A 25712-nucleotide genomic window follows, 5' to 3' on the forward strand; every position below is an offset into this window, starting at 1 on the left:
GCCCGGCCATTGCCGCCGGGCGTCCGCGGTCATATCTTCTGACCGGTTCAACGGAGACCGCGCGGCGCCATGCCCTTCCAGAAAGTCCTGCCCGAAAAGCTGTCGGCGGCGGTGGTGCGCCAGATCGAGCTTTTGATCCTGCGCGGCGTGCTGCGGCCCGGCGAACGGCTTCCGGCCGAACGCGATCTTTCGGACCGGCTTGGCGTGTCGCGGCCGTCGCTGCGCGAGGCCATCGAGGCGCTCGAGGCGCGCGGGCTTCTGGTGCGCAAGGCCGGCGCCGGGATCTTTGTGGCCGAGGTGCTGGGCGCGGCCTTTTCCGACGCGCTGGTGCGCCTCTTCGCCAGCCATGACGAGGCGTTGTTCGACTATATCGCCTTCCGCCGCGACCTCGAAGGGCTGGCTGCCGACCGCGCCGCCCGCACCGCATCAGACACCGACCTCAAGGTCGTCGACACGCTGTTCGCGCGGATGGAGGCCGCCCATGCCAAGCGCAACCCGGCGGACGAGGCGCGGCTCGATGCCGAATTTCACCTGTCGATCATCGAGGCCAGCCACAATGTGGTCATGACCCACATGATGCGGGCGATGTTCGACCTTCTGCGCGAAGGGGTCTTTTACAACCGCCAGATCATGTTCCGCCAGCGGACCACGCGCACGAGCCTGCTGGACCAGCACCGGGCGATCAACGCAGCACTACAGGCCCGCGACGGCGCCGCCGCGCGCGCGGCGGTCGAGCGGCATCTGGACTTTGTGGCCGAGGCGCTGCGTGCAGATCAGGCCGTCGCCCGCAACGAGGAGGTCGCCCGCCAGCGGCTGGAACAGGCGCTGGGCAAGGGCTGACCGCGATCCGCAGGCGCCGTCAGTTGACGCTGGTCGCCAGGTTCGCGTGAATCCGGCAGCGTTTGTGCAGCGCCCAGTAGGTCGCGAAGTCGAGCTCGTCCTGAACCGCCAGCATCCGCCGCAGCGAATCGAGGTTCATCCGCACCAGATAGGGTTCGGGCGCATGCATGTCGCCGCCCCGGAAGGTGATGCAGGCCAGCTTTTCGGGCGTGGGCGTGCGGATGAAGAACCCCGCATCGACCTTGGCCCCGGCAAAGCGGCGCGCGCGTTCGGTCATGTCCTGGCGGCGCTGATTGATCGGGTCGGTGGCCATCACCGCCTCGATCGCCACCGCATGCTGGGCGGCGCGGACACCGCTGTTGTGATCTTCCAGGAAGCGCTGCGCAGGGCCGACTCCGTAAAGCGCCAGCAGGGCGCAAAGACCCACCCCCAGCAGGATCGCCGAAAAGGTGCCGGGCCGGAACAGGTTCCGCGCCGGGGCCCCGGGCGGCGGGACGGCCGCCGCACCGCTGTCCGCACGCGGATGCCGGGCCGAGAGGGCCGCGGGGCGGGGCGGGGTATGGGTCAGGCTGGACATAGGAGGCTCCGGAGCCGGTAAAATGGAAAAAGCGGGCACTACCCCGATCGGCGCCCGCGGACCGCCGCCCGCACCGGAACCCGCAGCGACCGGCGCAAGCCTCCTCCGAGGGACGGGAAGAGCGTCAGGGCGAGCAACCCGACGAACAGCGCGAGAGGTGTTGGGGCGAGGATGAGGACGGCGGTCATCACGGGACTCCCTGCGAAACTGCGCCGGGGCGAGTCCCCGCGCGTTCGACAGTAGAAACCGCGAATGTGGCAGGGTCATGCCCCGGACAGGACAAATCGCGATTAAAGCGATCATTCGCACGTATTTCCCGCGTCACGTGCATTCGGGTTCCGGCGCGGTCCCCTGAAGCGAAAAACCCCAGCCTTTCGGCCGGGGTTCTATCGGGACCGGCAGCCGGGCGCGATGGCCCCGCCGGTTCGGATCAGTGCAGATGCAGCTTGCCGCGAACCTCGCCGATGGCGTCCTGCACCAGCTTGTCGTTGGTCTGGTCGGTCATCTGGCGCACGATCACCTCGCGCGCGGCCGCAACGGCGACCGCGATGGCCCGGTCGCGCACTTCCTTGACCGCCCCGGACTTGGCCGACTCGATCTGTTCGTCGGCGGCGGCCAGACGGCGGGCGATGGCGACCTTAAGGTCGTCCTTGGCCTTGGCGGCGGCCGCTTCGGCTTCGGTCCGCGCGGTCTCGACGATCCGCTCGGCCTGGGCCTGCACTTCCTTCTGCTTGCGCTCGTAGGACGCCAGCACGGTCTGCGCCTCTTCGCGCAGGGCCCGCGCCTCGTCGAGATCGGACTTGATCTCGGCCGCGCGCTTGTCGAGCATCGCCATCAGCTTGCCCGGCACCCGCAGGTAAACGAGCAGGGCAAGGAAGGCGACGAAGCTGATGGTGACGACGAATTCGGCGTTGTTCAGCGAGAAGAACGGGCCTTCCGCCGCCAGCGCCGGCGAAGCCGACAGCATCAGAGCGACTGCGAGTTTCTTCATCGGATCACCCTTTCAGCTTGCCGTCGACGGCGGCGTCGACAGCCCCCGACTCGGCCCTGAAGCCCATCGCGGCGATCACGTCGGCCGTGGTCGCACGGGCAACCTCGCTGACGCTTTCCAGCGCGCCCGCGCGGATCTCGGCGATCTGCTTTTCGGCCTCGGCGGACCGCGCCGCGATTTCCGCATCGGCCTTGGCGGTGGCGGCGTCGAGGTCGGCCTTGATCTCGGCCTTGGTCTCGGCGACGATCCGCTGCGCCTCGGCGCGGGCATCGGCCAGCGCCTTCTCATAGGCGCGCTCGGCCTCCTGGGCCCGCAGCTTCAGCTCTTCGGCGGCGGCGATGTCGTTCGAGATCGTGCCCTGGCGCTCGGCCAGAACCGCTCCGATCCGCGGCAGCGCGATGCGCGACAGCACGAAGTAGATCGCGAACAGCGTGACGACCAGCCAGAAGATCTGGTTGGGATAGGTCGAGAAGTCGAGCTGCGGCATGCCGACGGCTTCGGCGGCGTGACCGGCAGCTGCGGCGGTCTCTAGTTCTGTTGCCATGTCGTCCCCCTGGAACCCCGGATCACACCGGGTGGGTGCGTCTTGTCACGCCCCACCCGGCCGTAAGGATCGGTTCAGTCGGAGATCAGACGGCGAACATCAGCAGAAGCGCGACGAGGAACGAGAAGATCCCCAGCGCTTCGGCGAACGCGATACCGATGAACATGGTGGCGGTTTGCGAGGCAGCCGCCGACGGGTTGCGCAGGGCGCCGGAGATGTAGTTGCCGACGACGTGGCCGATGCCGACCGAGGCGCCGCCCATGCCGGTACAGGCCAGACCAGCACCGATATAGGCACCCATTTGAACGATATCGCCTTCCATGTCGATTTCTCCTTACGTTGGAATTGGCAGATTCAGTGTGTGATACTCAGACCGGCGTCAGTGGTGCGGATGCAGCGCATCGCGCAGGTAGACGCAGGTGAGGATCGCGAAGACATAGGCCTGGATGAAAGCCACCAGGAATTCGAGCGCGTAGATCGCCCCGATCGCCACGACCGGGAACACCGCGCCCACGCCCAGAACGCCCGCGAAGCCCGCGAACACCTTCATCACGGCGTGGCCGGCCATCATGTTGCCCATAAGCCGGATCGAGTGGCTGACCGGGCGGACGAAGTAGGAAATGACCTCGATGACCGCCAGGATCGGGCGCAGCGCCAGCGGCGCGGCGGTGATCCAGAACAGGCTGAGGAAGCTCGCGCCGTGCTTGACGAAGCCCAGAACCGTCACGCCGATGAACACCGCCAGCGCCATGGTCCCGGTGACCGCAAGATGCGAGGTGGTGGTGAAGGCGCCGGGGATCAGGCCGAGGAAGTTCGCGAAGACGATGAAGATGAAGAGCGACATGATGTAGGGAAAGTATTTCAGGCCGTCGCGGCCCGACACGTCCTCGACCATCTTGTAGACGAAGCCATAGGCCAGTTCGGCCACCGACTGGATGCGCGAGGGAACGATCGCGCGGCCCCGGGTGCCCATCACCAGCAGCAGCACCGTGCACAACACAGCGATGCCCATCCAGAGGGTCACGTTGGTGGGGGTGTACCAGTGCACCGCCCCCTCGCCGAAGAGCGGGCGCACCATGAACTGGTGCATGGTATCGATGTTCACTCCGCCGGTCGCGTCTTCGCTCGCCACGTTCAATCCCTCTTCTCGTCCTCAGCGGCGGCCGCCGCCTGTTGGCCCTGGACCTCCTGCGCGGTGCGCAGCATCACCCGGATGCCCGCCGCAAGGCCCAACAATATGAACAGCACCAGAAAGATCGGCTTTGTCCCCAGCCAGGAGTCGATGCCGAACCCGATGCCGAAGCCGATCCCCAGACCGGAGACCAGCTCTATCACCATTCGCCAGGCCAGCTGCGCCTGGGTGTAATGCGAGTCCATGTGAGAGGGCGCGGGATCGGCCTTGGCCTTCTTCAGCGCGGCCAGCCTGGCTTCCAGCCGGGCGAGCCGTTCCTTTTCGGCCGGGTCCATCATGCGAACGTCCCCCTCGGACAGTCGCGGCGAAGCTAGTCAGCGGGGGGAAATGAGTCAAGCGGATTGCGACGCCATCAAGCCATTGAAAAAACATGGTTTTGCCGAATGCTGCCGCGCGGAACCCGGCCCCGGCACGGCTTTGCCATATTCAACCGGACGGTTGACGATCGGGCCGGTGCAGGCGCATCCTGCGGCGATGGAAGACCGGCTCGACATCGTCTTTGCGGCGCTCGCCGACCCCACCCGCCGGGCGATCCTCGCCATGCTGCTGGAAGACGACATGGCGGTGACCGACGTGGCCGAGCCGTTTCAGATGTCTCTGGCCGCCGTTTCCAAACATCTGGCGATCCTGACCCGGGCGGGTCTGATCAGCCAGGAAAAGCGCGGGCGGGTGAAATGGTGCAAGCTTGAACCCGACGCGTTGAAGGACGCCTCGATCTGGATGCAGAGCTTCGGCCAGTTCGAGGCGGTGAACCTCGACGCCTTCGAGCGCTTCCTCGCGGCGGAACTGAACGGCTGAGGCCGGGCGGCCTAGTCGTCCTTCAGCAGCATCGCCAGCGCCAGCACGGTCAGCGCGACCCCGCCCAGCACCAGCGCGCGCGGCGCCCCGTGGCCCAGCGCGAATTCCCACAGGATCACCCAGGACGGCGTCAGGTAGGTATAGGCCATCACCTTGGCCGCGGGCAGCCTGAGCGCCGCGTATTGCAGCAGCACGAAAGTCATCGCGCTGGCGCAGACCGCCAGATAGGCCAGCACCGCCCAGACCAGCGGCGGCAGCGCACCCCAGTCGGTCGCGACCAGCGCGGGCGCGCCGTAAAGCGTCAGCACCAGCAGGGCCGCCAGCATCATCCCGAAGGTGAAGACCAGCGCGGGCTCGCCCCGGTTCAGCTTGCGCACCAGCGGCGTATAGGCGGCATGCGCGATGCAGCCGATGAAGAAGACCGCCTCGCCCCGCCCGATCTCGAACCGCAACAGCGCCCCGAGATCGGCGCGGAAGATCACCCAAACCGCCCCGGCCCCGCCGATCGCCAGCGCCGCCGCCACCCGGGGCGTTGCCCGCTGGCGCAGGAACAACCAGCCGAAGCCCGCCGACATGACCGGGGTCAGGGTGAAGACCGCCGCCGTCGGCACCGGCGCGGCCGTCTTCAGCCCCTCGAACATCAGCACGAAATACAGCGCAAAGACCGTGCCCAGGACCAGAAAGCGCCAGGGCGCGCGGAACTGCCCGCGCCTCAGCCCCGGGCCCAGCGCCGCGGCCAACCCGATCAGCACCCCGGCCAGCAGGAAGCGCAGGGCGGTCAGCGCCACCGGGTCGATGTCATTGGCAATCAGGCTGCCGAAGCTGAACGATCCCGCCACCAGCGCCGAGAAGCTCAGCATCGCCAGATGGCCGCGCAGAGCCGCGCCGCGCGGGACCGCGGCCGGGCTCAGGGCCATTCCTTCGCCGCATCCTTCAGCCGCGTGGTCAGGGACTGCACCTTGGCGGTGCGATGCAGATCGACATGGGTCACAAGCCAGAGCGGCACATCCCATTCGGCCAGCGGCGGGTGCATCTGTTCGAGCCCGGGCAGCCGCTCGGCCCACCAGACCGGCACGAAGCCGATGCCCGCGCCCGCAACCACGGCCTCGACCTGCGCCCGCGCGTCCGAGGCGCGAAAGCCCACCCGGTCCGACGGCGCCCTGGCCTTGAGCCAGCGGTTGAAGGGCGCCCGGTGATCCTCGTCGGACGGGCCCACATAGAAATGCGCCGACATGTCCTCGCCCAGTCGGCCATGCGCGGCGACATAGCCGTTGCTGGCATAAAGCGCGTAGCGCAGCGTATAGAGCCGTTGCACGATGTTGTCGGGCTCGTCCGGCTGCCCTCCGGCGCGGACCGCGACATGGGCCTCGCCATATTCCAGCCGGTACAGCCGGGAATCGGCCATCAGGCGCAGGGTCAGTTCGGGATGTTCGGCCTGGAACCCGGACAGCACCGGCACCAGAAGCGGCGTCAGGCTGTCGACCGTCGTCACCGTCAGATCGCCGGTCATCGCCGCGCCGCGCCCCCTCAGCCGCCCGGCAAGCTGGCTGAACTGATCGGCGGTGACCTGCGCCACGCGCAAAAGCTCTTCGCCCGCCTCGGTCGGGGTGTAGCCGCGGGCATGGCGCTGGAAGAGCTTGACGCCCAGCCGGTCCTCCAGCGCGTCCACATGGCGGATCACCGTGGCATGGTGCACCCCCAGCGCATCGGCGGCACCGCTGACCGTGCCCAGCCGCGCCACATGATAGGCGGTGCGGATCTCATCCCAGTTGTCGATATCCATCTCGGTCCATCTTGGTAACGCAACCTGTGCAAAAAGTCACAGTTCGCGGCGATGCTGGCCAATTGCGTTCACCAAGGCAAGGGCGATGTTCCGGGCGCCCCTTCGATCGGCGGCCCTCTCGGCCCGGCCGGGCGGGACCCCGGACCGGGTCCAGCTTGACTCGGACGGCGTTTCGTGGCTTAAGCGCGGCCATTCCGGAACGGTGCAAACCCTTCCGGTCCCGGCCCCTGTCCGGGATCGCCCCCCGTCAGCGAGGTTTCGCCCACGGGGGCAAATCGCGTTTTGCGCATCGCGACGCGCTGACAAACCGGTCGTTCCCGCCCACATTGCGGGGACAGGTGCAACGGTCGAAGGAGGGCCAGGGCCATGTTCGAAAGTCTTTCCGACCGCCTTTCCGGCGTATTCGACCGGCTGACCCGGCAAGGGGCGCTGACCGAGGAGGATGTCGCGACCGCGCTGCGCGAGGTCCGCGTCGCGCTTCTGGAAGCCGACGTGTCGCTGCCGGTCGCCCGCGATTTCGTCAAGTCGGTGCAGGACAAGGCCACCGGCCAGGAGGTGACCAAGTCGGTCACGCCGGGCCAGCAGGTGGTCAAGATCGTCCACGATGCGCTGGTCGAGGTGCTGACCGGCGAGGGCGAGCCGGGTTATCTCAAGATCGACAACCCGCCCGCGCCGATCCTGATGGTCGGCCTTCAGGGCGGCGGCAAGACCACCACCACCGCCAAGCTGGCCCGTCGCCTGAAAGAGATCAACGGCAAGCGCGTGCTGATGGCCTCGCTCGACGTGAACCGCCCGGCGGCCATGGAACAGCTGGCGATCCTCGGTGTGCAGATCGGCGTCGACACCCTGCCCATCGTCAAGGGCCAGAAGCCCGTCGACATCGCCAGACGCGCCAAGCAGCAGGCGGCGATGGGCGGCTATGACGTCTACATGCTGGACACCGCCGGCCGTCTGTCCATCGACGAAGAGCTGATGGCCGAGGTCGAGGCCGTCCGCGATGTCGCGACGCCGCGCGAGACGCTTCTGGTGGTCGACGGCCTGACCGGCCAGGATGCCGTCCACACCGCCGAGAATTTCGACGAACGGATCGGCATCACCGGCGTTATCCTGACCCGGATGGACGGCGACGGCCGCGGCGGCGCGGCGCTGTCGATGCGCGCGGTCACCGGCAAGCCGATCAAGTATGTGGGTCTGGGCGAGAAGCTCGACGCGATCGAGGAATTCCACCCCGAACGGATCGCGGGCCGCATCCTCGGCATGGGCGACATCGTTTCGCTGGTGGAAAAGGCGCAGGCCACCATCGAGGCCGAGCAGGCCGAGCGGATGATGAAGCGCATGCAGAAGGGTCAGTTCAACATGAACGACCTGAAGATGCAGCTGGAACAGATGCTGAAGATGGGCGGGATGGAAGGCATCATGGGAATGATGCCCGGCATGGGCAAGATGTCCAAGCAGATGGCCGATGCGGGCTTCGACGATTCGATCCTGCGCCGCCAGATCGCGCTGATCAATTCGATGACCAAGAAGGAACGCGCCAATCCGCAGCTCTTGCAGGCCAGCCGCAAGAAGCGGATCGCGGCGGGTGCGGGCCTTGAAGTGCCGGAACTGAACAAGCTTCTGAAGATGCACCGGCAGATGTCGGACATGATGAAGAAGCTCGGCCAGAAGGGCGGCCGCGCGATGCTGAAGAAGGCGCTGGGCGGCATGTTCGGCAAGGGCGGCATGCCCGACATGGCCAATATGGATCAGGCCCAGCTGGAAGAGGCCGCGCGCAAGATGGGCGCGGGCCTGCCCGGTGGAATGGGCGGTCTGCCCGGAGGCATGGGGGGCGGCATGAGCCTGCCCCCGGGGCTCGGCGGGCTTGGCGGGTTCGGCAAGAAGAAGTGACGTGACCGCAGCACCCATCATAGACACCGCGCGGCTTCGCCTGCGCCCGCACCGGGTCGAGGATTTCGGCCCCTATGCGGCGCTGTTCGCCTCGGAACGCGCGCGCTTCATGGGCGGGCCGCTGTCGCGCCGACAGGCCTGGCAGGTGTTTGCCGCCGATGTCGGGCAATGGGCGCTGATGGGCTTCGGCGCCTGGGGCGTCGAGCGCCGCGAGGATGGCGTGGCGGTGGGACAGGTGGCGCTGAACAAGCCCGACCATTTCCCCGAGCGCGAACTGGGCTGGCTGGTCTTCGACGGCCATGACGGCCGCGGCTATGCCACCGAGGCCGCAGAGGCTGCCCGCGACCACGCTTTCGGCGCGCTCGGCTTCGACACGCTGGTCAGCTACATCTCGCCCGAAAACCGCCGCTCGGTCGCGCTGGCCGAACGGCTTGGCGCAAGACCCGACGCGACCGCCGCCCGGCCCGATCCGGGCGATCTGGTCTATCGTCACCCGCGCCCGGAGGCAGCGGCATGAAGATCACGATCGACTGCCCCGAGATCGAGACAGAGAGGCTGATCCTGCGCGGCCCCAGGGCGGCCGACTGGGAGGCCCACGCCGCCTTTGCCGGGTCCGAACGCGCACGCTACATCGGCGGGCCGTTCTCGCGGCGCGACGCCTGGACGAAATTCGCCTCGCGCTGGGGCCATTGGGCGCTGCATGGCTATGGCATGTTCACCGTCACCCGGAAGGGCTCGGACGCCGCCATCGGCGTGATCGGGCCGCATTTCCCCGAAGGCTGGGCGGAACCGGAACTGGGCTGGATCCTCTATCCCGAGGCCGAGGGTCAGGGCCTGGCGCGCGAGGCCGCGCTGGCCTGCCGCCGCTTTGCCTATGACACGCTCGGCTGGACCACCGCGATCAGCTATATCGACGCCCGGAACGACCGCTCGCGGGCGCTGGCCGAACGGCTGGGCTGCCGCCTCGATCCGTCGGTGCCCTATCCTTTCGACGAGGATTGCGTGGTCTACCGCCATCCCGGACCGGAGGCCGCCGCATGACCTTTCTGCCCGTCGTTCCCGCGCTGACCACGGCGCGGCTCACGCTGCGCGGTCCCGAACCGCGCGACTTTCCGGTGCTCCGCGCCTTCTATGCCTCGGACCGGTCGGGCTTTGTCGGGGGCCCGAAAAGCCCCGAGGGCGCCTGGCGCCAGCTTGCCACCGAAATCGGCCACTGGGCGCTGCGCGGCTACGGGCGCTGGATCGTGACCGAGCGCGGAACCGGCCACACCGTCGGCATGGTCGGGCTCTGGAATCCCGAGGGCTGGCCCGAGCCCGAGGTCGCCTGGGATCTCTTCGAGGGGTTCGAGGGCAAGGGCTATGCCACCGAGGCCGCCCGCGCCGCCCGCAGCCATGCCTACGGCGCGCTCGGCTGGCCCACGGCGATCAGCCTGGTCAACCGCGCCAACATTGCCTCGGCCCGGGTCGCCGAACGGCTGGGCGCGGTCTACGAGGGCGAGGTCACCCACGAAACCTATGGCAGCATCGGCGTCTACCGCCATCCGGCCCCGGAGGCGTGTCGTTGATGGCCCATTCCGCGATTCCCGTCCTGGAAACCGAGCGGCTGGTGCTGAAGGGCCCCGCCCCCGAGGACTATCCGAATTTCGAGGCGACCTTCACCAGCTACCGCGCGCGCTTCATGGGCGGGCCGCTCAGCGAATACGAATCCTGGATGCTGTATGCCGCCGAGATCGGGCATTGGCAGATCCACGGCTTCGGCATGTGGATGATCCACGACCGCGAGACCGACGCGACGCTGGGCATGGCGGGCGGCTGGTATCCCAAGGGCTGGCCCGAGCGCGAGATCGCCTGGGTGATCTGGCCGCGGGTCGAGGGCCGGGGCATCGCGCTCGAGGCCGTCCATGCCGCGCGCGGCTGGTGCTACGACCGGCTCGGCTGGACCACCGCCGTCACCTATGTCGATCCGAAGAACGCCAGTTCGGTCCGGCTGTGCGAACGGCTTGGCGCGACGCTCGACGCAGACGCCCGCACCGTCGACAGCCATGACATCGTCTATCGCCATCCCAGCCCCGCGGCGCTGGCGGCGGCGCCCCTTGCCGCCCGGACCGCGGCCGAACTGGCCGACCATATCGACCCCTCGTGCAAGCCGAAAGGAGTGCCCCTTGACTGACGACGTCCGCCGCGCCGCCGAGCTTCTGAAGGAGCACCGCGCCAGCATCGACCGGCTTGACGCCATCCTCGTCTACACCCTGGGCGAGCGGTTCAAGCACACCCAGGCGGTCGGCCGGCTGAAGGCCGCGCACGGGCTGCCGCCCTCGGACCCGGCGCGCGAGGACCAGCAGATCGCGCGGCTCGAGGATCTGGCCCACCAGGCCGATCTCGACCCGGAATTCGCCAAGAAATTCCTGAACTTCATCATTCAGGAAGTGATCCGTCACCACTTCGAACACCAGAAATAGGCAGACCCCTGCCCCCCAAGCCAACGAACAGGAGAAACTGACATGGCTCTGAAACTTCGTCTCGCCCGCGGCGGCTCGAAAAAGCGTCCCTTCTACCGGATCGTCGTCACCGACAGCCGCATGCCGCGGGACGGCCGCTTCATCGAGAAGCTGGGCGTCTACAACCCGCTGCTGGCCAAGGACAGCGAAGAGCGCGTGAAGATGGATACCGAGCGCGCCCAGTACTGGCTCGGCCAGGGCGCCCAGCCGACCGACCGTGTCGCCCGGATGCTGGAAGCCGCGGGCGTGCTGGCCAAGACCGAACGCAGCAACCCCAAGAAGGCCGAGCCCGGCGACAAGGCGAAGAAACGCGCCGAAGAGAAGGCCGCCAAGGCCGCTGCCGCCGCCGAGGCCGAATAAGCCATGGCCTCCGAGACAGCCCGGGCCGACCGGTTCGCGCCCGCCTTCCGCGACGAGCTTTTCGAGCTGATGCGGTGGCGGCGCGACGTGCGCCATTTCCGCACCGATCCGGTCGCGCCCGAGCTGCTCGACCGCTGCCTTTCGGCGTTCCGGCTGGCCCCCTCTGTGGGCCTGTCGGAACCCTGGCGGCTGATCCGGGTCGAAAGCCCGGCCGCCCGCGCCGCCGCGCGGGCCAATTTCGAGGACGCCAATGCCGCGGCCCTCAAGGGCTATAAGGGCGAGAAGGCCGCGCTTTACCCGCGGCTGAAACTGTCGGGCATGGACCGCGCGCCGGTGCAGCTTGCGGTCTTCTGCGACGAGGAAACCGCGCAGGGCGCAGGCCTTGGCGCCGCCACCATGCCCGAGATGCGGCGCTATTCGGTGGTCGCGGCCATCTCGATGTTCTGGCTTGCCGTCCGGGCCGAGGGGCTGGGGCTTGGCTGGGTGTCGGTGCTTGACCCCGACCGGCTGGCCCGCGATCTGGGCGCGCCCGAGGGCTGGAGCCTCGTCGCCTATCTCTGCCTCGGCTGGCCCGAGGTCGAACGCGACAGCCCCGAACTGGAAGAGGTCGGCTGGGAAAGCCGTGCCGCCGGCCTGATCGTCGAGGAGCGTTAGGACATGACCGACAGGGTCTGCGTCGGGGCGGTCTCCGGGTCCTTCGGGGTCCGGGGCGAGGTGCGGCTGAAAAGCTTCTGCGCCGATCCCGCCGCCATTGCCGATTACGCGCCGCTCTATTCCGAGGACGGCGCGCGAAGCTTCGATCTGGAGATCACCCGCGCGGTCAAGGAGGGCTTCGCCGCCCGCCTTTCGGGTGTCGTCACCAAGGAAGAGGCCGATGCGCTGAAGGGCCTGCGGCTCTACGCCGACCGCGACCGGCTGCCCTCGCTGCCCGACGACGAATTCTATCATGCCGACCTGATCGGGCTGACCGTGGTCGATCCGGGCGGCAAGGTGCTGGGCACTGTCCATGCGGTCTTCGACCATGGCGCGGGCGACCTGATCGAGGTGCGCGGCCCGGGCCTCAAGGCCGCCGTTCTGGTGCCCTTCACCAACGCCATCGTGCCCACCGTCGATCTTGAGGCCGGGCGGATGGTCATCGACCCGCCCGACGGGCTTTTCGAGACCTGAGGCGATGACCTGCGGGCGCCGCGCGAATTGCGGCGGGGCGCCTCATTGCGGTTCCGCCCGATCGGGTGTTCCCCTGCCCGCGCCCCATATCCGACCACAAGGAGCGTCAAGCCCATGAACCTGCCCCAGATCTTCTACGCCGTGATCCTGTTCGGCGCCTTTCTCGGCGGCACTGCCGGGATCGATGCCTGGGTCATCCTCGTGATCGCCGCCTTCGCGGTCGTCGCGACCGTCTTCGACCCGGCCGCCAAGGCCAAACGCACCGCCGAGGGCAAGACCCTGACCAAGGCGCTGCCGATGATCGTCGTCAACCAGGTGATCTGGGCGAACCTCGCCTTCCTGATCGGCCTCGGCCTGGCCTGGCCCTTCGGCGGCAGCATCCTCGCGCTGCCCCTTCTGGTGCCGCTGATCGTCTCGGGCATCGGCTGCGCCGGTGCACTGGCCGTGGGCATGAAACCCGGCGCCAAAGGCTGAGCCTTCCGCCGCCTCTGAAAACCCGCTAGAGACCCGCCCATGACGGAGAATGCCAGATCCCATGGGCGGCTGTCGGTGTCGGCCAGCCTCAAGCCCCGCGACCTGATGGCCGAACGTCCGCGCCTGAGGGGCGCCTGGACCGCGCGCGTCATCACGCTGTTCCCCGAAGCCTTTCCCGGCATTCTCGGCCTGTCGCTGACCGGCAAGGCGCTCGACCAGGGTCTCTGGGCGCTCGAACCCATCGACCTGCGCCCCTTCGGCGAGGGCAGGCATCGCAACGTCGACGACACGCCCGCGGGCGGCGGCGCCGGGATGGTGCTGCGCGCCGACGTGGTGGCGAAGGCGCTCGATCAGGCGGCCATCGGCACGCCGCCCGACCGCGCCCGCTGGCCGGTCGTCTATCTCTCACCCCGGGGCGCGCCGTTCACGCAGGCCACGGCCCGCCGCTTCGCCGCGGCCGAGGGGCTGACCCTTCTTTGCGGCCGGTTCGAGGGCGTCGACGAGCGGGTGCTGGAGGAATACGCAGTCGAGGAGGTCTCGCTGGGCGATTTCGTCCTCACGGGGGGCGAGATCGCGGCCGAGGCGCTGATCGACGCGACCGTGCGGCTTTTGCCGGGCGTGCTGGGCAATGCCGCCTCGACCGAAGAGGAAAGCCACTCGGCCGGGCTGCTGGAACATCCGCAATACACCCGCCCCGCGGAATGGCACGGCCGGGCCATTCCCGAGGTGCTGCTGTCGGGCAATCACGGCGCGGTCGAGCGCTGGCGCCGCGACATGGCCGAGCGGCTGACCGAGTCCCGGCGCCCCGACCTTTGGGCGGCCTATCGCCGGAAGCCCGACTAGACCGCTTGCGCCTTCAGAACAAGGCGCCAAACGGCTTGATTGCAGTCCCCGCCTTGTCTATACACCGCCCGTCCGGGGCTTTCGCGAGTCGGCCGGGCACTTTCTTTTTGGCCTCGTGCTTCTTCGGCACGGCCCGGGCCGGGGAAAGGACCATCGAACAGGAAACGCAACCTGAAACTCTGGCGGGCGCCCCCGAATGGGACGAAGGCGGACCCGGACGAAGGCACAGAGCTCTGAGGCGGCAAGAAAACTTCGCGGACCAGAACCGCGAGCGAAACCGGAGACATGCGATGGACCTGATCGCGCAACTGGAGGCCGAGCAGATCGCCGCGCTCGGCAAGACCATTCCCGACTTCAAGCCGGGCGACACCATCCGGGTGGGCTACAAGGTGACCGAGGGCACCCGCACCCGTGTGCAGAACTACGAAGGCGTCTGCATCTCGCGCAAGAACGGCAAGGGCATTGCCGGCTCGTTCACCGTGCGCAAGATCTCTTTCGGCGAAGGCGTGGAACGGGTGTTCCCCCTCTTCTCGACCAATATCGACTCGATCGAGGTCGTCCGCCGCGGCCGCGTTCGCCGGGCCAAGCTTTACTACCTGCGCTCGCGTCGGGGCAAATCGGCCCGGATCGCCGAGGTCTCGAACTACAAGCCCAAGTCCGCGGAATAAGGAACAGGCCCATGCGCAAGGACATCCACCCCGATTACCATGCCATCGACGTCAAGCTGACCGACGGCACCGTGGTCCAGATGAAATCGACCTATGGCAAGGAAGGCGACACCCTGTCGCTCGACATCGACCCCAGCGTGCACCCGGCCTGGACCGGCGGCAGCTCGCGTCTGATGGATACCGGCGGCCGCGTGTCGAAGTTCAAGAAGAAATACGAGGGCCTCGGCTTCTGAGCCCAGCCCTTCGAAGATTGCCGAACGCCGCCCCTCGGGGCGGCGTTTTCGTTTCACGCCCTGGGCAGTGACGCGTTTTGATTTAAAATTATTCTACTTTCTGACGTCCTTGCGCCCTTCCTCGGACAAGTTCCCGGCTTTTTCCCTTGGAACGCCGCAATCGCGCCACAATCCGGGCGCCCTCTCACGAACATAAAAGTTTATTCAGATTGATGAGGTTCAGCCGATGTCCCTCCCCATTTCCCGTTCGACGGCCGAGGCCCTGGAGGCCGCCATCCAGTCTCATTTGCTCTTGAGGGGCCGGCTGCGCCAGGCGGTGCAGACCGGCCGGGCCGGAATTTCTCCGGAAGAGGCCAGCGCCCAGGGCGGCTGCGACCTCGACCGGCTGCTGGGCGGCGGCGATCTGGCCGCCGCTGCGCGCGGCGCCCGACATGTCCGCGAGATCGCCCGCAGCCATGCCGAATTTCACGCCTGCGCGGGGCGCATCCTGCGGCTGGTGGCCGACCGGCGGGTCGGCACGGCCGAATGCGCGCTGGGGGTCGAACTGCGCGACATCTCGAACCGGATGATCGCCGAAATCGAGGCTTTGCAGGACGAACTGAAAGCCCCGACCGGCGCGTGACGACCGGGGCGGCCCTGCGGCCGCTTCCAATCCCTGCCCCCTCACCGTAAGGTGAGGGCGGGTCTTTCGGGGGTTGGGACCGGCAGAAAAGCGAGGTTGGCAGTGGCGCATATCATCGTCGTCGGCAATGAGAAGGGCGGCGCGGGAAAATCCACCGTGTCGATGCATGTGGCGACGGCGCTGGCGCGCCAGGGCTTCCGGGTCGGCGCGCTCGATCTCGACGTGCGGCAGCGTTCGCTGGGCCGCTTCTTCGACAACCGCAGCGCCTATCTGGCCCAGACCGGCGTCGATCTGCCCTCGCCCGATTTCCGCGAGCTGCCCGAGATCGACGCGGCGACCCTGGACGAAAGCGAAAACGTCCACGACCGGCGGCTGTCGACCGCGATCGCCGAGCTGGAACGCGAAAAGGACTTCATCCTGATCGACTGTCCCGGCTCGCATACGCGCCTCAGCCAGGTCGCGCATACGCTGGCCGACACCCTGATCACGCCGCTCAATGACAGCTTCATCGACTTCGACCTGCTGGCGCGCCATGACGGCGCGACCGGCAAGATCCTCGGCCCGTCGATCTATTCGGAAATGGTCTGGAACGCCCGGCAGATGCGCGCGCAGGCCGGGCTGAAACCCATCGACTGGGTGGTGCTGCGCAACCGGCTGGGCGCCCAGCAGATGCACAACAAGCGCAAGATGGGCAAGGCGCTGGACAATCTCTCGCGCCGGATCGGGTTCCGCGTGGCACCCGGCTTTTCGGAACGAGTGATCTTCCGCGAACTGTTCCCGAACGGGCTGACGCTGCTCGATCTCAAGGATACCGGGGTCACCACGCTGAACATCTCGAACGTGGCCGCCCGGCAGGAGCTGCGCGACCTGATGGCCGCCCTGAAACTGCCCGAGGTCGAACAGGTCGCCTGACGAGCGCCCGGCCCGGTTCAGGACATGCCGTGGCCCGCGACCCGGGCCGAGACCTCCTGCAGCCCGTGAACGAGGAAGATGCCCATCAGCGCGTGATAGAGGATTGCGCCGCCCAGCACGTGCAGCATGAAGATCCAGCCGCCCGAAACACCCGCCGCGACCACCACAAAGAGCGACGACACCGCCGAAACCACCAGCGCGATCAGCATCGCCCGGCCGTTCGGACCCAGCCTCCGGGCGACGATGGCGCGGCGTTCAAGCTCGGCGGCGCCCAGCAGCAGCACCAGCGAAAAGCCAAGATACAAGGCGAAGACCTGCATCATCCCTGACATCCTTTCTCTTGCGGCCGGCCCCCGCCCCGGCCTTTCGCGAAAGGGTTACTCCTGTGCGGCCTCTTTCGCAATGCGCGCTATGGCCGGCCCCGCCTCGACCGCTTGCCGGGCATGGGCGACCAGATGGTCGAGAAACGCCTCTGCCACCACCGACAGATGCTTGCCGCGCGGATAGGCGACCTGCCATTGCCGCAAAAGCGGAAAGCCCGCGACATCCAGCACCTTCAGCGCCCCGGTCGCGCCTTCCAGCGCCAGCGTGTCGCGCGACAGGGCGCCGAGGCCCAGGCCGCCGATCACCGCCTGCTTGATCGCCTCGTTCGACCCCAGCTCCATCCGCATCGGCAGCGTCAGCCCCCGCGCCCGGAAGAACCGTTCGACCGTCAGCCGCGTGCCCGACCCGCGTTCGCGCAGAAGGAACGGCTCGCGCGCGACCCGTTCGGGCGGAATGTTGACCTCGGCGGCCAAGGGATGATCGGGCCGCGCGATCAGCACCAGCGGGTTGTCGGCAATGGCCCGCGCGACGACGTCGAGCCCCTCGGGCGGGGTGCCGAGGATGCACAGATCGTCCTCGCTGGCGGCAAGCCGGGCCAGCACCGCCTGCCGGTTGGTGACCGTCAGCGCCACCTCGATGCCGGGATTGGCATCGCAGAACTGGCCTAGCAGGCGCGGCAGGAAATATTGCGCGGTCGAGACGATGGCCAGCGTCAGCCGCCCCTCGCGCAGGCCGCGCATGTCGGCCAGCCGCATCTCCATCCGGCCGACCGCATCCAGCGTCTCGCGCGCGCCCTCGACCACCACGCGCCCCGCATCGGTCGGCTGCATCCGCTTGCCGATCCGGTCCAGAAGCGGCACGCCAAGGCTGTCTTCCAGCTGCTTGACCTGGGTGAAGACGGCCGGCTGGGTCAGGTTCAGCTCTTCGGCCGCGCGGGTATAGCTTTGGTGCCGGGCCACCGACAGGAACACCGACAATTGCCGCAGGCTGATCCGCATACTAGGCAATTCCCTATTATCAACCTAAAAACTATTCAGTTTTATAGAGGCATTCAAGCGCTCATAGTCCCCCCGAGCCGAAAACGGCCCGCCATGAACCGCGGAGGAGGACAGATGGCCAAGACCTATGACGCCGGTGTCAAGGAATACCGGTCGACCTATTGGGAACCCGACTACACGCTGAAGGACAGCGACATCCTCGCTGTCTTCAAGGTGATCCCGCAGCCCGGCGTGTCGCGCGAAGAGGCCGCGGCCGCCGTCGCCGCCGAAAGCTCGACCGGGACCTGGACCACGGTCTGGACCGACCTGCTGACCGATCTCGACTATTACAAGGGCCGCGCCTACGCCATCGAGGACGTGCCGGGCAGCGACGAGGCCTTCTATGCCTTCATCGCCTATCCGATGGACCTGTTCGAGGAAGGCTCGGTCGTCAACGTCTTCACCTCGATCGTGGGCAATGTCTTCGGCTTCAAGGCGGTGCGCTCGCTGCGTCTCGAAGACGTGCGCTTCCCGCTGTGGTTCGTCGCCACCTGCTTCGGCCCGCCCCACGGCATTCAGGTCGAACGCGACAAGATGGACAAATACGGCCGGCCCCTGCTGGGCTGCACCATCAAGCCCAAGCTGGGACTTTCGGCCAAGAACTATGGCCGCGCGGTCTATGAATGCCTGCGGGGCGGGCTGGACTTCACCAAGGACGACGAGAACGTCAATTCCCAGCCCTTCATGCGTTGGCGCGACCGGTTCCTGTTCTGCCAGGAGGCCATCGACAAGGCCGAGGCCGAGACCGGCGAGCGCAAGGGTCACTACATGAACGTGACCGCGCCCACCATGGAAGAGGTCTACAAGCGCGCCGAATTCGCCAAGGAGCTGAAGACCCCGATCATCATGTCGGACTACCTGACGCTGGGCTGGGCCGCACATAACTCGCTGTCGAAATGGTGCCGGGACAACGGCCTGCTGCTGCACGTTCACCGTGCCATGCACGCGGTTATGGACCGCAACCCCAATCACGGTATCAACTTCCGGGTGCTGGCCAAGATGCTGCGGTTGCTCGGCGGCGATCACCTGCATTCGGGCACTGTCGTCGGCAAGCTCGAAGGCGACCGCGAGGCGACGCTGGGCTGGATCGACCTTCTGCGCGACCGCCATATCAAGGAGGACCGCTCGCGCGGGATCTTCTTCGATCAGGACTGGGGCGCGATGCCCGGGGTCTTCCCGGTCGCCTCGGGCGGCATCCATGTCTGGCACATGCCGGCGCTGGTCTCGATCTTCGGCAACGACTCGGTGCTGCAGTTCGGCGGCGGGACGCTTGGCCACCCCTGGGGCAACGCGGCTGGCGCCGCGGCGAACCGGGTGGCGCTCGAGGCCTGCGTGCAGGCCCGCAACGAGGGCCGCGAACTGGAAAAGGAAGGCAAGGAGATCCTGACCAATGCCGCGAAGCACAGCCCCGAGCTGAAGGTCGCCATGGAGACCTGGAGAGAGATCAAGTTCGAATTCGACACCGTCGACAAGCTCGACACCCAGCACCGCTGAGCGCCCGGAGGAAGAGAGAGAATGAGCAACGTTCAGGACTACACCTCGCGGCTGTCGGACCCCGCGAGCCGCAAGATGGGCACCTTTTCCTACCTGCCCGAGATGGACGACGCGCAGATCCGCAAGCAGGTCGAATGGATCGTGAAACATGGCTGGAACCCGGCCATCGAACATACCGAGCCGCAATTCGCCAAGTCCAACTACTGGTACATGTGGAAGCTGCCGATGTTCGGGGAAACCGATGTCGACACCATCCTGGCCGAGCTGAAAGCCTGCCACGAGGCGAACCCCGACAACCATGTCCGCCTGATCGGCTACAACAACTACACCCAGAGCCAGGGCGCCAACATGGTGGTCTATCGCGGCACGCCGGTCTGACCGGACCCACGACCGTAGACCGAAAGACCGTGCCCCGAAGGGCGCGGTCCGAACCTGCGAACGCACTCCCGGGGGAGGACGGACCATGACGGATATGCTCGACCAGTACCGCGTCGCGGAAGAACCCTATTACCGGCCCGTCGCCGACGAGGTGGCGCTTTACGAGGCCGCCTATGCCGCCAAGATGCCGGTGATGCTGAAAGGCCCGACGGGCTGCGGCAAGACCCGCTTTGTCGAGCACATGGCCTGGCGGCTGGGCAAGCCGCTGATCACCGTCGCCTGCAACGAGGACATGACCGCGTCCGACATCGTGGGCCGGTTCCTGCTGGATGCCGAGGGCACGCGCTGGCAGGACGGGCCGCTGGCCTTCGCCGCGCGGCATGGCGCGATCTGCTATCTCGACGAGATCGTCGAGGCGCGGCAGGACACCACCGTCGTCATCCACCCGCTGACCGACAACCGCCGCGTCCTGCCCCTTGAAAAGAAAGGGGAACTCTTGCGCGCGCACGAGGACTTCCACCTCGTGATCTCGTACAACCCCGGCTATCAGAGCCTGATGAAGGACCTCAAACAGTCCACCAAGCAGCGCTTCGGCGCGCTCGATTTCAGCTATCCCGACCATGCGACCGAGGTCGAGATCGTCTCGCATGAATCTGGCGCGGACCCCGGGGATGCCGACAAGCTGGTCTCGATCGCGGAACGGGCCCGCAACCTCAAGGGTCACGGGCTGGACGAAGGAATTTCCACCCGGATGCTGATCCATGCGGGAAGCCTGATGGCCCGCGGGATCGAACCGCCCGCCGCCTGCCGCATGGCGCTGGTCCGCCCGATCACCGACGATCCCGACATGCGCGACGCGCTGGACGCCGCCGTCGCCACCTATTTCTGACCGCCATGGCCACGCTTGAGGACTATGCAGAGCTCCTGGCCGATCTCGACGCGCCCCAGCGCGAAAAGCTGGAGGACGTCTGGCCCGAGGCGGTGCGCCAGCTCAGCCCGCGCGGGCTCGACAACTGGCTGAAGGGCACCGCGGCGCTGTCACATATGGGGCGCGGCGACCATATCGTCCGCACCTGGATCGAGACCGTGCCCACCGTCGCCCGCGATCTGGGCGAGGATATCATCCCCGATCTGGCGCAGGCCTGTCTGGGCTTTGCTTCGCGCACCTCGGGCGCGGTGATCGAACGGGTGCTGGCGACCGCCCCCGTGGCCTCGCGCCGCCTTTCGGACCCCGATCTGTTCCGCGCCTATCTGCAATTGCTGAACCAGTTGCTGGCGCAGGCGCCCCGGGGCCTGCGGCCGATGCTGGACCATCTCGAAGAGCTTCTGGGCGTGCTGACGCTGGGCGGCCTGCGCCGCTGGGCCAGCTGGGGCGCCGAGGCGCATCGCACCGATTACGAGGAGCTGACCCGCTATTTCGGCCTCGAAAGCGCGGAATCGCAGGCGATCCTGCAAAACGAACGCAAGGGCACGCTGTTCGTCGACATCCACCGCCGGATCGGGATGTATCTGCGCGCGCTTTGGGGCCGCGATTTCCTGATGCGCCCGACGGCCGGCGATTTCGAGGCCCGCGAAGGCATCCGCCCGCATATCGCGGACTATTTCCTGCACCTGCCCGACGCCTATGACGACTGGGAGGGCGTGCCGGGGCTCGACCTTTACCGCGCCGCCGCCGCCCATGCCGCGGCCCATGTGGCGGCCACGACCGCGCCCTTGAAGGGCGACGAGCTGAACGCGTTGCAACGTGCCGCTATCGGCCTGATCGAGGATGCCCGCGTAGAGGCGCTGGCCATCGCCCGCTTTCCGCGTCTGCGCGACCTGTGGCTGAGGTTTCACAGACCCGCGCAGGATGGCTCGATGACCGCGCGTTTCGGCCGGATCGCGCTGGCGCTGCTGGATCCCGACGCCGCCACCGGCGACGAGATCGCGGACTGGGCGCGGGCGGCCTTTGCCGGGGCCGATCTGGGCACCGCACAGACATCCTTCGATCTGGGCCTGCAACTGGCGCATCGTCTGCGCAACGAGCCCTATTCCGCCTGGCGCGACGGGCAGGCTGCGCCCTACCGCGACGACAACCGCTATATCTGGGAATTCGAGGAGTCGGTCGACTGGGAAAAGGGCATGGCCCCCGACCAGCAGGTTCGCAGATATGTCTCGGTCTCGGAAATGGTGAACGAGGTCGAGGTCGAAACCGCCGGCGAGGACGCGCAGGAGATCTGGGTCGCCGAGACCGAGCTGTTCGACGATGACGGTGTCTCGTTCAACGAGAAAGAGGGCAAGGAACCGACCGCGCCGCCGGTCCCCTATGACGAGTTCGACTACAAGATCCAGATGCACCGCCCGGCCTGGGCCACGGTGCTGGAAAAGCGCCCGCGCCTGGGCGATCCGGCCGATATCGACGCGATCCTGACCGAAAACCGCAAGCTCACCCAGCGGATGCGGCATCTGCTGGACGCAATGCAGCCGCAGGGCGTCCAGCGCATCCGCAAGCTCGAGGACGGAGACGAGATCGACCTGAACGCCGCGACCCAGGCCCTGATCGACATCCGCATGGGGCTGCAACCCGACCCGCGGGTGATGATGCGGTCGGTCCGCAAGACCCGCGACATCGCGGTGATGGCGCTTCTGGACCTGTCGCAATCGACCAACGATCCGGTGGCGGGGCAGGAGCGGACGGTGCTGGACCTGACCCGCACCGCGACCGTCCTTCTGGCCGAGGCCATCGCGAAGGTGGGCGACGCCTTCGCGCTGCACGGCTTCTGCTCGGACGGGCGGCACAACGTCTTCTATGCGCGCTACAAGGATTTCGACCAGCCCTGGGGCGAGATCCCGAAGGCGCGGCTGGCGGGGATGGAGGGCCGCCTGTCGACCCGCATGGGCGCCGCGATCCGCCACGCGGGCGCGCATCTGGGCCGGGTCGCCGCCGCCAAGAAGCTGATGCTGGTGATCACCGACGGCGCGCCGTCCGACATCGACGAACGCGACCCGCAATACCTGCGCCAGGATGCCCGCGCCGCCGTGCAGGAGGTCGCCAGGACCGGTGTCATTCCCTTCTGCCTGACGCTCGACCCCCGCGCCGATCAATATGTCGCGCAGACCTTCGGACAGCGGAACTTCCTCGTGCTGGAAAATGTCGAGCGTCTGCCCGAACGCCTGCCCCAGCTTTACGCGGGCCTGACCCGGTAGCCTTCTGACTGAAAACGAAAACCCCGCCCCGGCAGCGCGGCCGGGACGGGGCTTTCGCGGTCGGCGCCGGGCGTCAGACCCGGTGCGGCCTCACTCTTCGGACAGCTTCGCGATATAGGCGTAGATGTCCTTGACCTCTTGCGGGTCCTTGGCGTTGTAGGTCATCAGACCGCGCGCCTTGGGATCGTCGAGATAACCGCGCAGGAAACCGGTCGGGTCCTGAGCATAGACCGACACCTGTTCCTCGTCCCAGACCAGACCGGCTTCACCGGCGGCGGTCATCGATTTCGAGTAGCGGAAGCCCTCGACGATGCCCGCATGGCGGCCCGGCATGCCATAGAGGTTCGGACCGACCTTCAGGCCGCGACCGGCCAGCATCTCGCCCGAGGGGCTGACGACGCTGTGGCAGGTGGCGCACTGGATGAAGGCCTTTTCGCCCTTGGCGGCATCGCCGGTGATCGCGGCGGCGGCGGCGACAGCCCCGGCAGCGGCAGCGGCATCGTCAGCCGCGGGCTCTTCCGCAGCGGCGGGCTCTTCGGTCGCGGCAGCTTCCTCGGCAGCAGGCGCTTCGGCGGCCGGTTCGGCAGCAGCCGGTTCTTCCGCAGCGGGCGCTTCGGCAGCCGGTTCGGCTGCGGCTTCCTCGGTCGCGTCGCCGCCGATCAGGGGCTCTTCGCTGCCGGTCAGGGCTTCACGGGTGTCCTGCACGGCTTCGGTCACGGCTTCGCCCGCGCTGTCGGCAGCGGCTTCGGCGGTATCGACCGCATCGGCCACGGCGTCCCCGACGGTCTCGGCAGCGGCTTCGGCGTTATCGGCCACGTCGGACGCGGCTTCGGCCGTCTGATCGACGACGCTGGGCTCCTCGGCAGCCGGTTCTTCCGCGGCAGCCGGTTCCTCGGCGGCGGGAGCTTCCTCGGCGGCGGGAGCTTCCTCGGCCGCTGGCTCTTCAGCCGCAGCGGGTTCTTCGGCGGCGGGTTCTTCGGCAGCAGCGGCTTCTTCGGCAGCCGGTTCGGCAGCGGCTTCTTCCCCGGCAGCGGCGATGGCGTCGAAGGCTTCCTCAACGGTCGCAGGCGCTTCGGCCGCAGCTTCGGCAGGCTCTTCGGCGGCAGCGGTCAGGGCCGCGGACTTGCCAGCCAGCGCGGCGGCACGCTCGGCGAGATCGGCATATTCGGCAGCAAGAGCCGCCGCCTGGTCAGCCAGGGTCAGCGCCGAGGCGACGGCCTCGGGGGTGTCGACCGCAGGCGCTTCGACGGCTTCGGCCTCGGCGGCGGGTTCTTCCGCGGCGGGTTCCTCCGCGGCGGGGGCTTCCTCGGCCGGGGCTTCGGCGGCCGGTTCCTCGGCAGCGGCAGCCTCTTCGGCGGCCGGCTCTTCGGCGGCGGGCGCTTCGGCGGCCGGCTCTTCGACAGCGGCGGGTTCCTCGGCGGCCGGTTCTTCAGCGGCAGCAGCTTCCTCGGCGGCCGGTTCGGCGGCAGCTTCGGTGGCTTCGGCAACGTCAGCGGCGGGCGCTTCGGCCGCAGCTTCTTCGGTCGCTTCTGCGGTGGCTTCCTCGGTCGCTTCTGCGGTGGCTTCCTCGGTCGCTTCTGCGGTGGCTTCCTCGGTCACTGCCTCTTCGGCGGTGGCTTCGGGCGCTGCCGCTTCGGTGGCTTCGGGCGCTGCCGCTTCGGTGGCTTCGGCGGCGGGAGCTTCGGCGACCGGCGTCTCGATCGCGGGCTCGGTCGTGGGTTCCTTGCCGCCGCTGAAGCTGACGGCGGCGATCGCGATGCCAAGCGCCGGCGCGGCGACGATCAGCCGGATCAGGTTCTGCGAATTATTGGACATGGTTCATCCTTTTTTCGTTCCGCTGCCCACGGCTGGGACCACCCCCTCCGCGGCAGGACGTCCTCCTGCGGGTTCCGACGGGAGCCCCTGATGCCTCCCGCATCGGCCAGAAGACCCGCCGGACCGCCCGCAAAAGGCATGCCGGCGTCCCTTGGCCGCCATGCAGGACCATACCCAACGGCGCACGGGATGGCAGCCTTTTGTCGTCGCCTGCGACTCTGATACGCGGGCGAACCCCCTTGTCAGCCCGCAGAGGGTGACCCGGCACCGGGTTTCGGCCCGGTCCGATCAGGTTCGCGCCGGATGCGGCCGGGCGAAACGCGGCATTTCGCCCCCGAATCGCTTGCACGGCGACAGCCGGGCGGCAGGTGTCGATTCCCCGCGCCGCAGCGGGTCGCGCCTGAAAAGATGCGTCTTTCCCGCCGGTTTTCGTCAGCCGCTTCAGCCAGCCGTCAGGCAGGCGACGCCATATGCGCGCATCGGCCCGGCCCCGCATCAGGCGACCGCTGCCGGAATAAAACTGCTAAGGAGAACGACCATGCGCAGCCTTCTCATGCGCTACGCCACCCCGTCGATCATCGGCCTCTTCCTGGTGTCGCTGGTCACCGGGACCGCCCTTTTCTTCCATGTCGGCCCGTCGGCCTTTCATGGCATCCACGAATGGCTCAGCATGGTGCTGATCCTCGGCTTCGCGCTGCATGTCTGGCGCAACTGGCGCCCGATGCTGGCCTATATGAAGGGCAAGCCGCTGGCGGTGTCGCTGGTGGTGTCCCTGCTGCTTTCGGCGGTCTTCTTCCTGCCCGGCCGCAGCGAAGGCGGCCCTCCGGTCTTCGGACTGGCGGCCCAGGTCATGGCGCATTCCGCGACCGAGGTCGCCCCGGCGCTGGGCACCACGCCCGACGCGCTGATCGCGCGGCTGACGGCCGCAGGCTATACCGTGGGCGGCCCCGACCAGCCGCTGGCCGAAATCGCCAGCGCCTCGGGCCGCTCGACGATGGATCTTGCCGCCACGTTGATCGGCAGCGCGCGCTGATCCCGCCCACACAGATGCCGACAGCGAAACGCCTGCCCGTCCTAGGCAGGCGTTTT

Annotated in this window: 33 protein-coding genes; 22 read left to right on the forward strand and 11 right to left on the reverse strand. The window is 67.8% G+C overall.

The features are described from left to right. The first annotated feature begins 69 nt into the window (after positions 1 to 69). Positions 70 to 840 carry an FCD domain-containing protein gene (locus EV657_RS02130; protein ID WP_075784788.1) on the forward strand — a complete coding sequence of 257 codons (771 nt, stop codon included), beginning with the start codon at positions 70 to 72 and terminating at the stop codon, positions 838 to 840. 19 nt (positions 841 to 859) lie between these two features. On the opposite strand, the gene EV657_RS02135 is transcribed toward EV657_RS02130, so the two are convergent. The 6 genes from EV657_RS02135 to EV657_RS02160 form a co-directional block, all read right to left on the reverse strand. Further along, entirely contained in the window at positions 860 to 1417 is a 558-nt protein-coding gene (locus tag EV657_RS02135) for a hypothetical protein (protein WP_134076995.1), read from the reverse strand. Between the two features lie 430 nt (positions 1418 to 1847). After that, complete coding sequence (locus EV657_RS02140; RefSeq protein ID WP_113670206.1) at positions 1848 to 2408, reverse strand: F0F1 ATP synthase subunit B; 561 nt, start codon at positions 2406 to 2408, stop codon at positions 1848 to 1850. A gap of 4 nt (positions 2409 to 2412) precedes the next feature. Next, positions 2413 to 2952: a F0F1 ATP synthase subunit B' gene (locus EV657_RS02145; RefSeq protein WP_075784785.1), complete on the reverse strand. Its 540-nt coding sequence runs from the start codon at positions 2950 to 2952 to the stop codon at positions 2413 to 2415. An 85-nt stretch (positions 2953 to 3037) separates the two neighbouring features. Beyond that, positions 3038 to 3274 carry a F0F1 ATP synthase subunit C gene (locus EV657_RS02150; RefSeq protein WP_042456520.1) on the reverse strand — a complete coding sequence of 79 codons (237 nt, stop codon included), beginning with the start codon at positions 3272 to 3274 and terminating at the stop codon, positions 3038 to 3040. Positions 3275 to 3331: 57 nt separating this feature from the next. Beyond that, positions 3332 to 4084 (reverse strand): F0F1 ATP synthase subunit A, encoded by a 753-nt coding sequence (locus EV657_RS02155; RefSeq protein ID WP_075784784.1) that lies wholly within the window; start codon positions 4082 to 4084, stop codon positions 3332 to 3334. Between the two features lie 2 nt (positions 4085 to 4086). Next, entirely contained in the window at positions 4087 to 4422 is a 336-nt protein-coding gene (locus EV657_RS02160; RefSeq protein WP_134076996.1) for an AtpZ/AtpI family protein, read from the reverse strand. A 196-nt stretch (positions 4423 to 4618) separates the two neighbouring features. Here EV657_RS02160 and EV657_RS02165 point away from each other — a divergent pair, with 196 nt between their 5' ends. Next, positions 4619 to 4942, forward strand: a complete 324-nt coding sequence (locus EV657_RS02165) for an ArsR/SmtB family transcription factor (RefSeq protein ID WP_075787490.1) — start codon at positions 4619 to 4621, stop codon at positions 4940 to 4942. A gap of 11 nt (positions 4943 to 4953) precedes the next feature. On the opposite strand, the gene EV657_RS02170 is transcribed toward EV657_RS02165, so the two are convergent. Together EV657_RS02170 and EV657_RS02175 are read right to left on the reverse strand one after the other, a co-directional pair. Next, positions 4954 to 5859, reverse strand: coding sequence for a DMT family transporter (locus tag EV657_RS02170; protein WP_134076997.1), 906 nt, complete (start codon positions 5857 to 5859; stop codon positions 4954 to 4956). Further along, positions 5850 to 6719: a LysR family transcriptional regulator gene (locus tag EV657_RS02175; RefSeq protein WP_113670244.1), complete on the reverse strand. Its 870-nt coding sequence runs from the start codon at positions 6717 to 6719 to the stop codon at positions 5850 to 5852. Before EV657_RS02175 ends, EV657_RS02170 begins: the two co-directional genes overlap by 10 nt. Positions 6720 to 7091: 372 nt before the next feature. Between EV657_RS02175 and ffh the strand changes: the two genes are divergently transcribed. From ffh to EV657_RS02250, 15 genes are all read left to right on the forward strand, one after another. Beyond that, positions 7092 to 8612 carry a signal recognition particle protein gene (ffh, locus tag EV657_RS02180; RefSeq protein ID WP_134076998.1) on the forward strand — a complete coding sequence of 507 codons (1521 nt, stop codon included), beginning with the start codon at positions 7092 to 7094 and terminating at the stop codon, positions 8610 to 8612. A 1-nt stretch (position 8613) separates the two neighbouring features. Next, on the forward strand, positions 8614 to 9129 hold the full coding sequence (locus EV657_RS02185; protein ID WP_134076999.1) for a GNAT family N-acetyltransferase: 516 nt from the start codon (positions 8614 to 8616) through the stop codon (positions 9127 to 9129). Next, entirely contained in the window at positions 9126 to 9653 is a 528-nt protein-coding gene (locus tag EV657_RS02190; RefSeq protein WP_113670204.1) for a GNAT family N-acetyltransferase, read from the forward strand. The genes EV657_RS02185 and EV657_RS02190 overlap by 4 nt, the downstream gene beginning before the upstream one ends. Further along, positions 9650 to 10177, forward strand: coding sequence for a GNAT family N-acetyltransferase (locus EV657_RS02195; protein WP_075784778.1), 528 nt, complete (start codon positions 9650 to 9652; stop codon positions 10175 to 10177). Before EV657_RS02190 ends, EV657_RS02195 begins: the two co-directional genes overlap by 4 nt. Next, a complete protein-coding gene (locus tag EV657_RS02200; RefSeq protein WP_134077000.1) occupies positions 10177 to 10782 on the forward strand; it encodes a GNAT family N-acetyltransferase in 606 nt (201 codons plus the stop codon). The genes EV657_RS02195 and EV657_RS02200 overlap by 1 nt, the downstream gene beginning before the upstream one ends. After that, positions 10775 to 11071 (forward strand): chorismate mutase, encoded by a 297-nt coding sequence (locus EV657_RS02205; protein ID WP_075784776.1) that lies wholly within the window; start codon positions 10775 to 10777, stop codon positions 11069 to 11071. Before EV657_RS02200 ends, EV657_RS02205 begins: the two co-directional genes overlap by 8 nt. Positions 11072 to 11113: 42 nt before the next feature. Then, entirely contained in the window at positions 11114 to 11470 is a 357-nt protein-coding gene (gene rpsP / locus EV657_RS02210) for a 30S ribosomal protein S16 (RefSeq protein WP_075784775.1), read from the forward strand. A 3-nt stretch (positions 11471 to 11473) separates the two neighbouring features. Then, positions 11474 to 12124: a 5,6-dimethylbenzimidazole synthase gene (gene bluB, locus EV657_RS02215; RefSeq protein WP_113670202.1), complete on the forward strand. Its 651-nt coding sequence runs from the start codon at positions 11474 to 11476 to the stop codon at positions 12122 to 12124. A 3-nt stretch (positions 12125 to 12127) separates the two neighbouring features. Further along, positions 12128 to 12637 (forward strand): ribosome maturation factor RimM, encoded by a 510-nt coding sequence (gene rimM / locus EV657_RS02220; protein WP_113670201.1) that lies wholly within the window; start codon positions 12128 to 12130, stop codon positions 12635 to 12637. A 114-nt stretch (positions 12638 to 12751) separates the two neighbouring features. After that, a complete protein-coding gene (locus EV657_RS02225; protein WP_134077001.1) occupies positions 12752 to 13111 on the forward strand; it encodes a hypothetical protein in 360 nt (119 codons plus the stop codon). Positions 13112 to 13150: 39 nt separating this feature from the next. Continuing rightward, positions 13151 to 13954, forward strand: coding sequence for a tRNA (guanosine(37)-N1)-methyltransferase TrmD (gene trmD, locus EV657_RS02230; protein WP_134077002.1), 804 nt, complete (start codon positions 13151 to 13153; stop codon positions 13952 to 13954). Positions 13955 to 14244: 290 nt separating this feature from the next. Continuing rightward, on the forward strand, positions 14245 to 14622 hold the full coding sequence (rplS, locus tag EV657_RS02235; protein WP_075784770.1) for a 50S ribosomal protein L19: 378 nt from the start codon (positions 14245 to 14247) through the stop codon (positions 14620 to 14622). 11 nt (positions 14623 to 14633) lie between these two features. Continuing rightward, positions 14634 to 14855, forward strand: coding sequence for a 50S ribosomal protein L31 (rpmE, locus tag EV657_RS02240; RefSeq protein WP_075784769.1), 222 nt, complete (start codon positions 14634 to 14636; stop codon positions 14853 to 14855). A gap of 226 nt (positions 14856 to 15081) precedes the next feature. Then, positions 15082 to 15477, forward strand: a complete 396-nt coding sequence (locus EV657_RS02245; protein ID WP_134077003.1) for a CZB domain-containing protein — start codon at positions 15082 to 15084, stop codon at positions 15475 to 15477. Positions 15478 to 15579: 102 nt separating this feature from the next. Next, a complete protein-coding gene (locus EV657_RS02250) occupies positions 15580 to 16389 on the forward strand; it encodes a division plane positioning ATPase MipZ (RefSeq protein WP_075784767.1) in 810 nt (269 codons plus the stop codon). A 17-nt stretch (positions 16390 to 16406) separates the two neighbouring features. On the opposite strand, the gene EV657_RS02255 is transcribed toward EV657_RS02250, so the two are convergent. Both EV657_RS02255 and EV657_RS02260 read right to left on the reverse strand, forming a co-directional pair. Further along, positions 16407 to 16721, reverse strand: a complete 315-nt coding sequence (locus tag EV657_RS02255) for a hypothetical protein (RefSeq protein WP_243837462.1) — start codon at positions 16719 to 16721, stop codon at positions 16407 to 16409. A gap of 45 nt (positions 16722 to 16766) precedes the next feature. Further along, positions 16767 to 17711 (reverse strand): LysR family transcriptional regulator, encoded by a 945-nt coding sequence (locus tag EV657_RS02260; RefSeq protein WP_134077004.1) that lies wholly within the window; start codon positions 17709 to 17711, stop codon positions 16767 to 16769. A 114-nt stretch (positions 17712 to 17825) separates the two neighbouring features. Between EV657_RS02260 and EV657_RS02265 the strand changes: the two genes are divergently transcribed. The 4 genes from EV657_RS02265 (at position 17826) to EV657_RS02280 (ending at position 22808) form a co-directional block, all read left to right on the forward strand. After that, positions 17826 to 19244 carry a form I ribulose bisphosphate carboxylase large subunit gene (locus EV657_RS02265; protein WP_134077005.1) on the forward strand — a complete coding sequence of 473 codons (1419 nt, stop codon included), beginning with the start codon at positions 17826 to 17828 and terminating at the stop codon, positions 19242 to 19244. 21 nt (positions 19245 to 19265) lie between these two features. Beyond that, the gene (locus EV657_RS02270) at positions 19266 to 19622 is read left to right on the forward strand and encodes a ribulose bisphosphate carboxylase small subunit (RefSeq protein ID WP_075784763.1); all 357 of its coding nucleotides are present in this window, start codon (positions 19266 to 19268) and stop codon (positions 19620 to 19622) included. Between the two features lie 85 nt (positions 19623 to 19707). Further along, a complete protein-coding gene (locus EV657_RS02275; protein WP_075784762.1) occupies positions 19708 to 20511 on the forward strand; it encodes a CbbQ/NirQ/NorQ/GpvN family protein in 804 nt (267 codons plus the stop codon). A gap of 5 nt (positions 20512 to 20516) precedes the next feature. Then, positions 20517 to 22808, forward strand: a complete 2292-nt coding sequence (locus EV657_RS02280) for a nitric oxide reductase activation protein NorD (protein ID WP_134077006.1) — start codon at positions 20517 to 20519, stop codon at positions 22806 to 22808. Positions 22809 to 22898: 90 nt separating this feature from the next. Here the strand turns inward: EV657_RS02280 and EV657_RS22045 are convergent, their stop codons facing one another. Continuing rightward, complete coding sequence (locus EV657_RS22045) at positions 22899 to 24623, reverse strand: c-type cytochrome (RefSeq protein ID WP_243837463.1); 1725 nt, start codon at positions 24621 to 24623, stop codon at positions 22899 to 22901. A gap of 538 nt (positions 24624 to 25161) precedes the next feature. On the opposite strand from EV657_RS22045, the gene EV657_RS02290 reads away from it, so the two are divergent. Then, positions 25162 to 25656 (forward strand): DUF4405 domain-containing protein, encoded by a 495-nt coding sequence (locus EV657_RS02290; protein WP_075784760.1) that lies wholly within the window; start codon positions 25162 to 25164, stop codon positions 25654 to 25656. The last annotated feature ends 56 nt before the right edge of the window (positions 25657 to 25712 follow it).

Origin of the sequence: Rhodovulum visakhapatnamense (genome assembly GCF_004365965.1) — a bacterium.
Lineage (GTDB): Bacteria > Pseudomonadota > Alphaproteobacteria > Rhodobacterales > Rhodobacteraceae > Rhodovulum > Rhodovulum visakhapatnamense.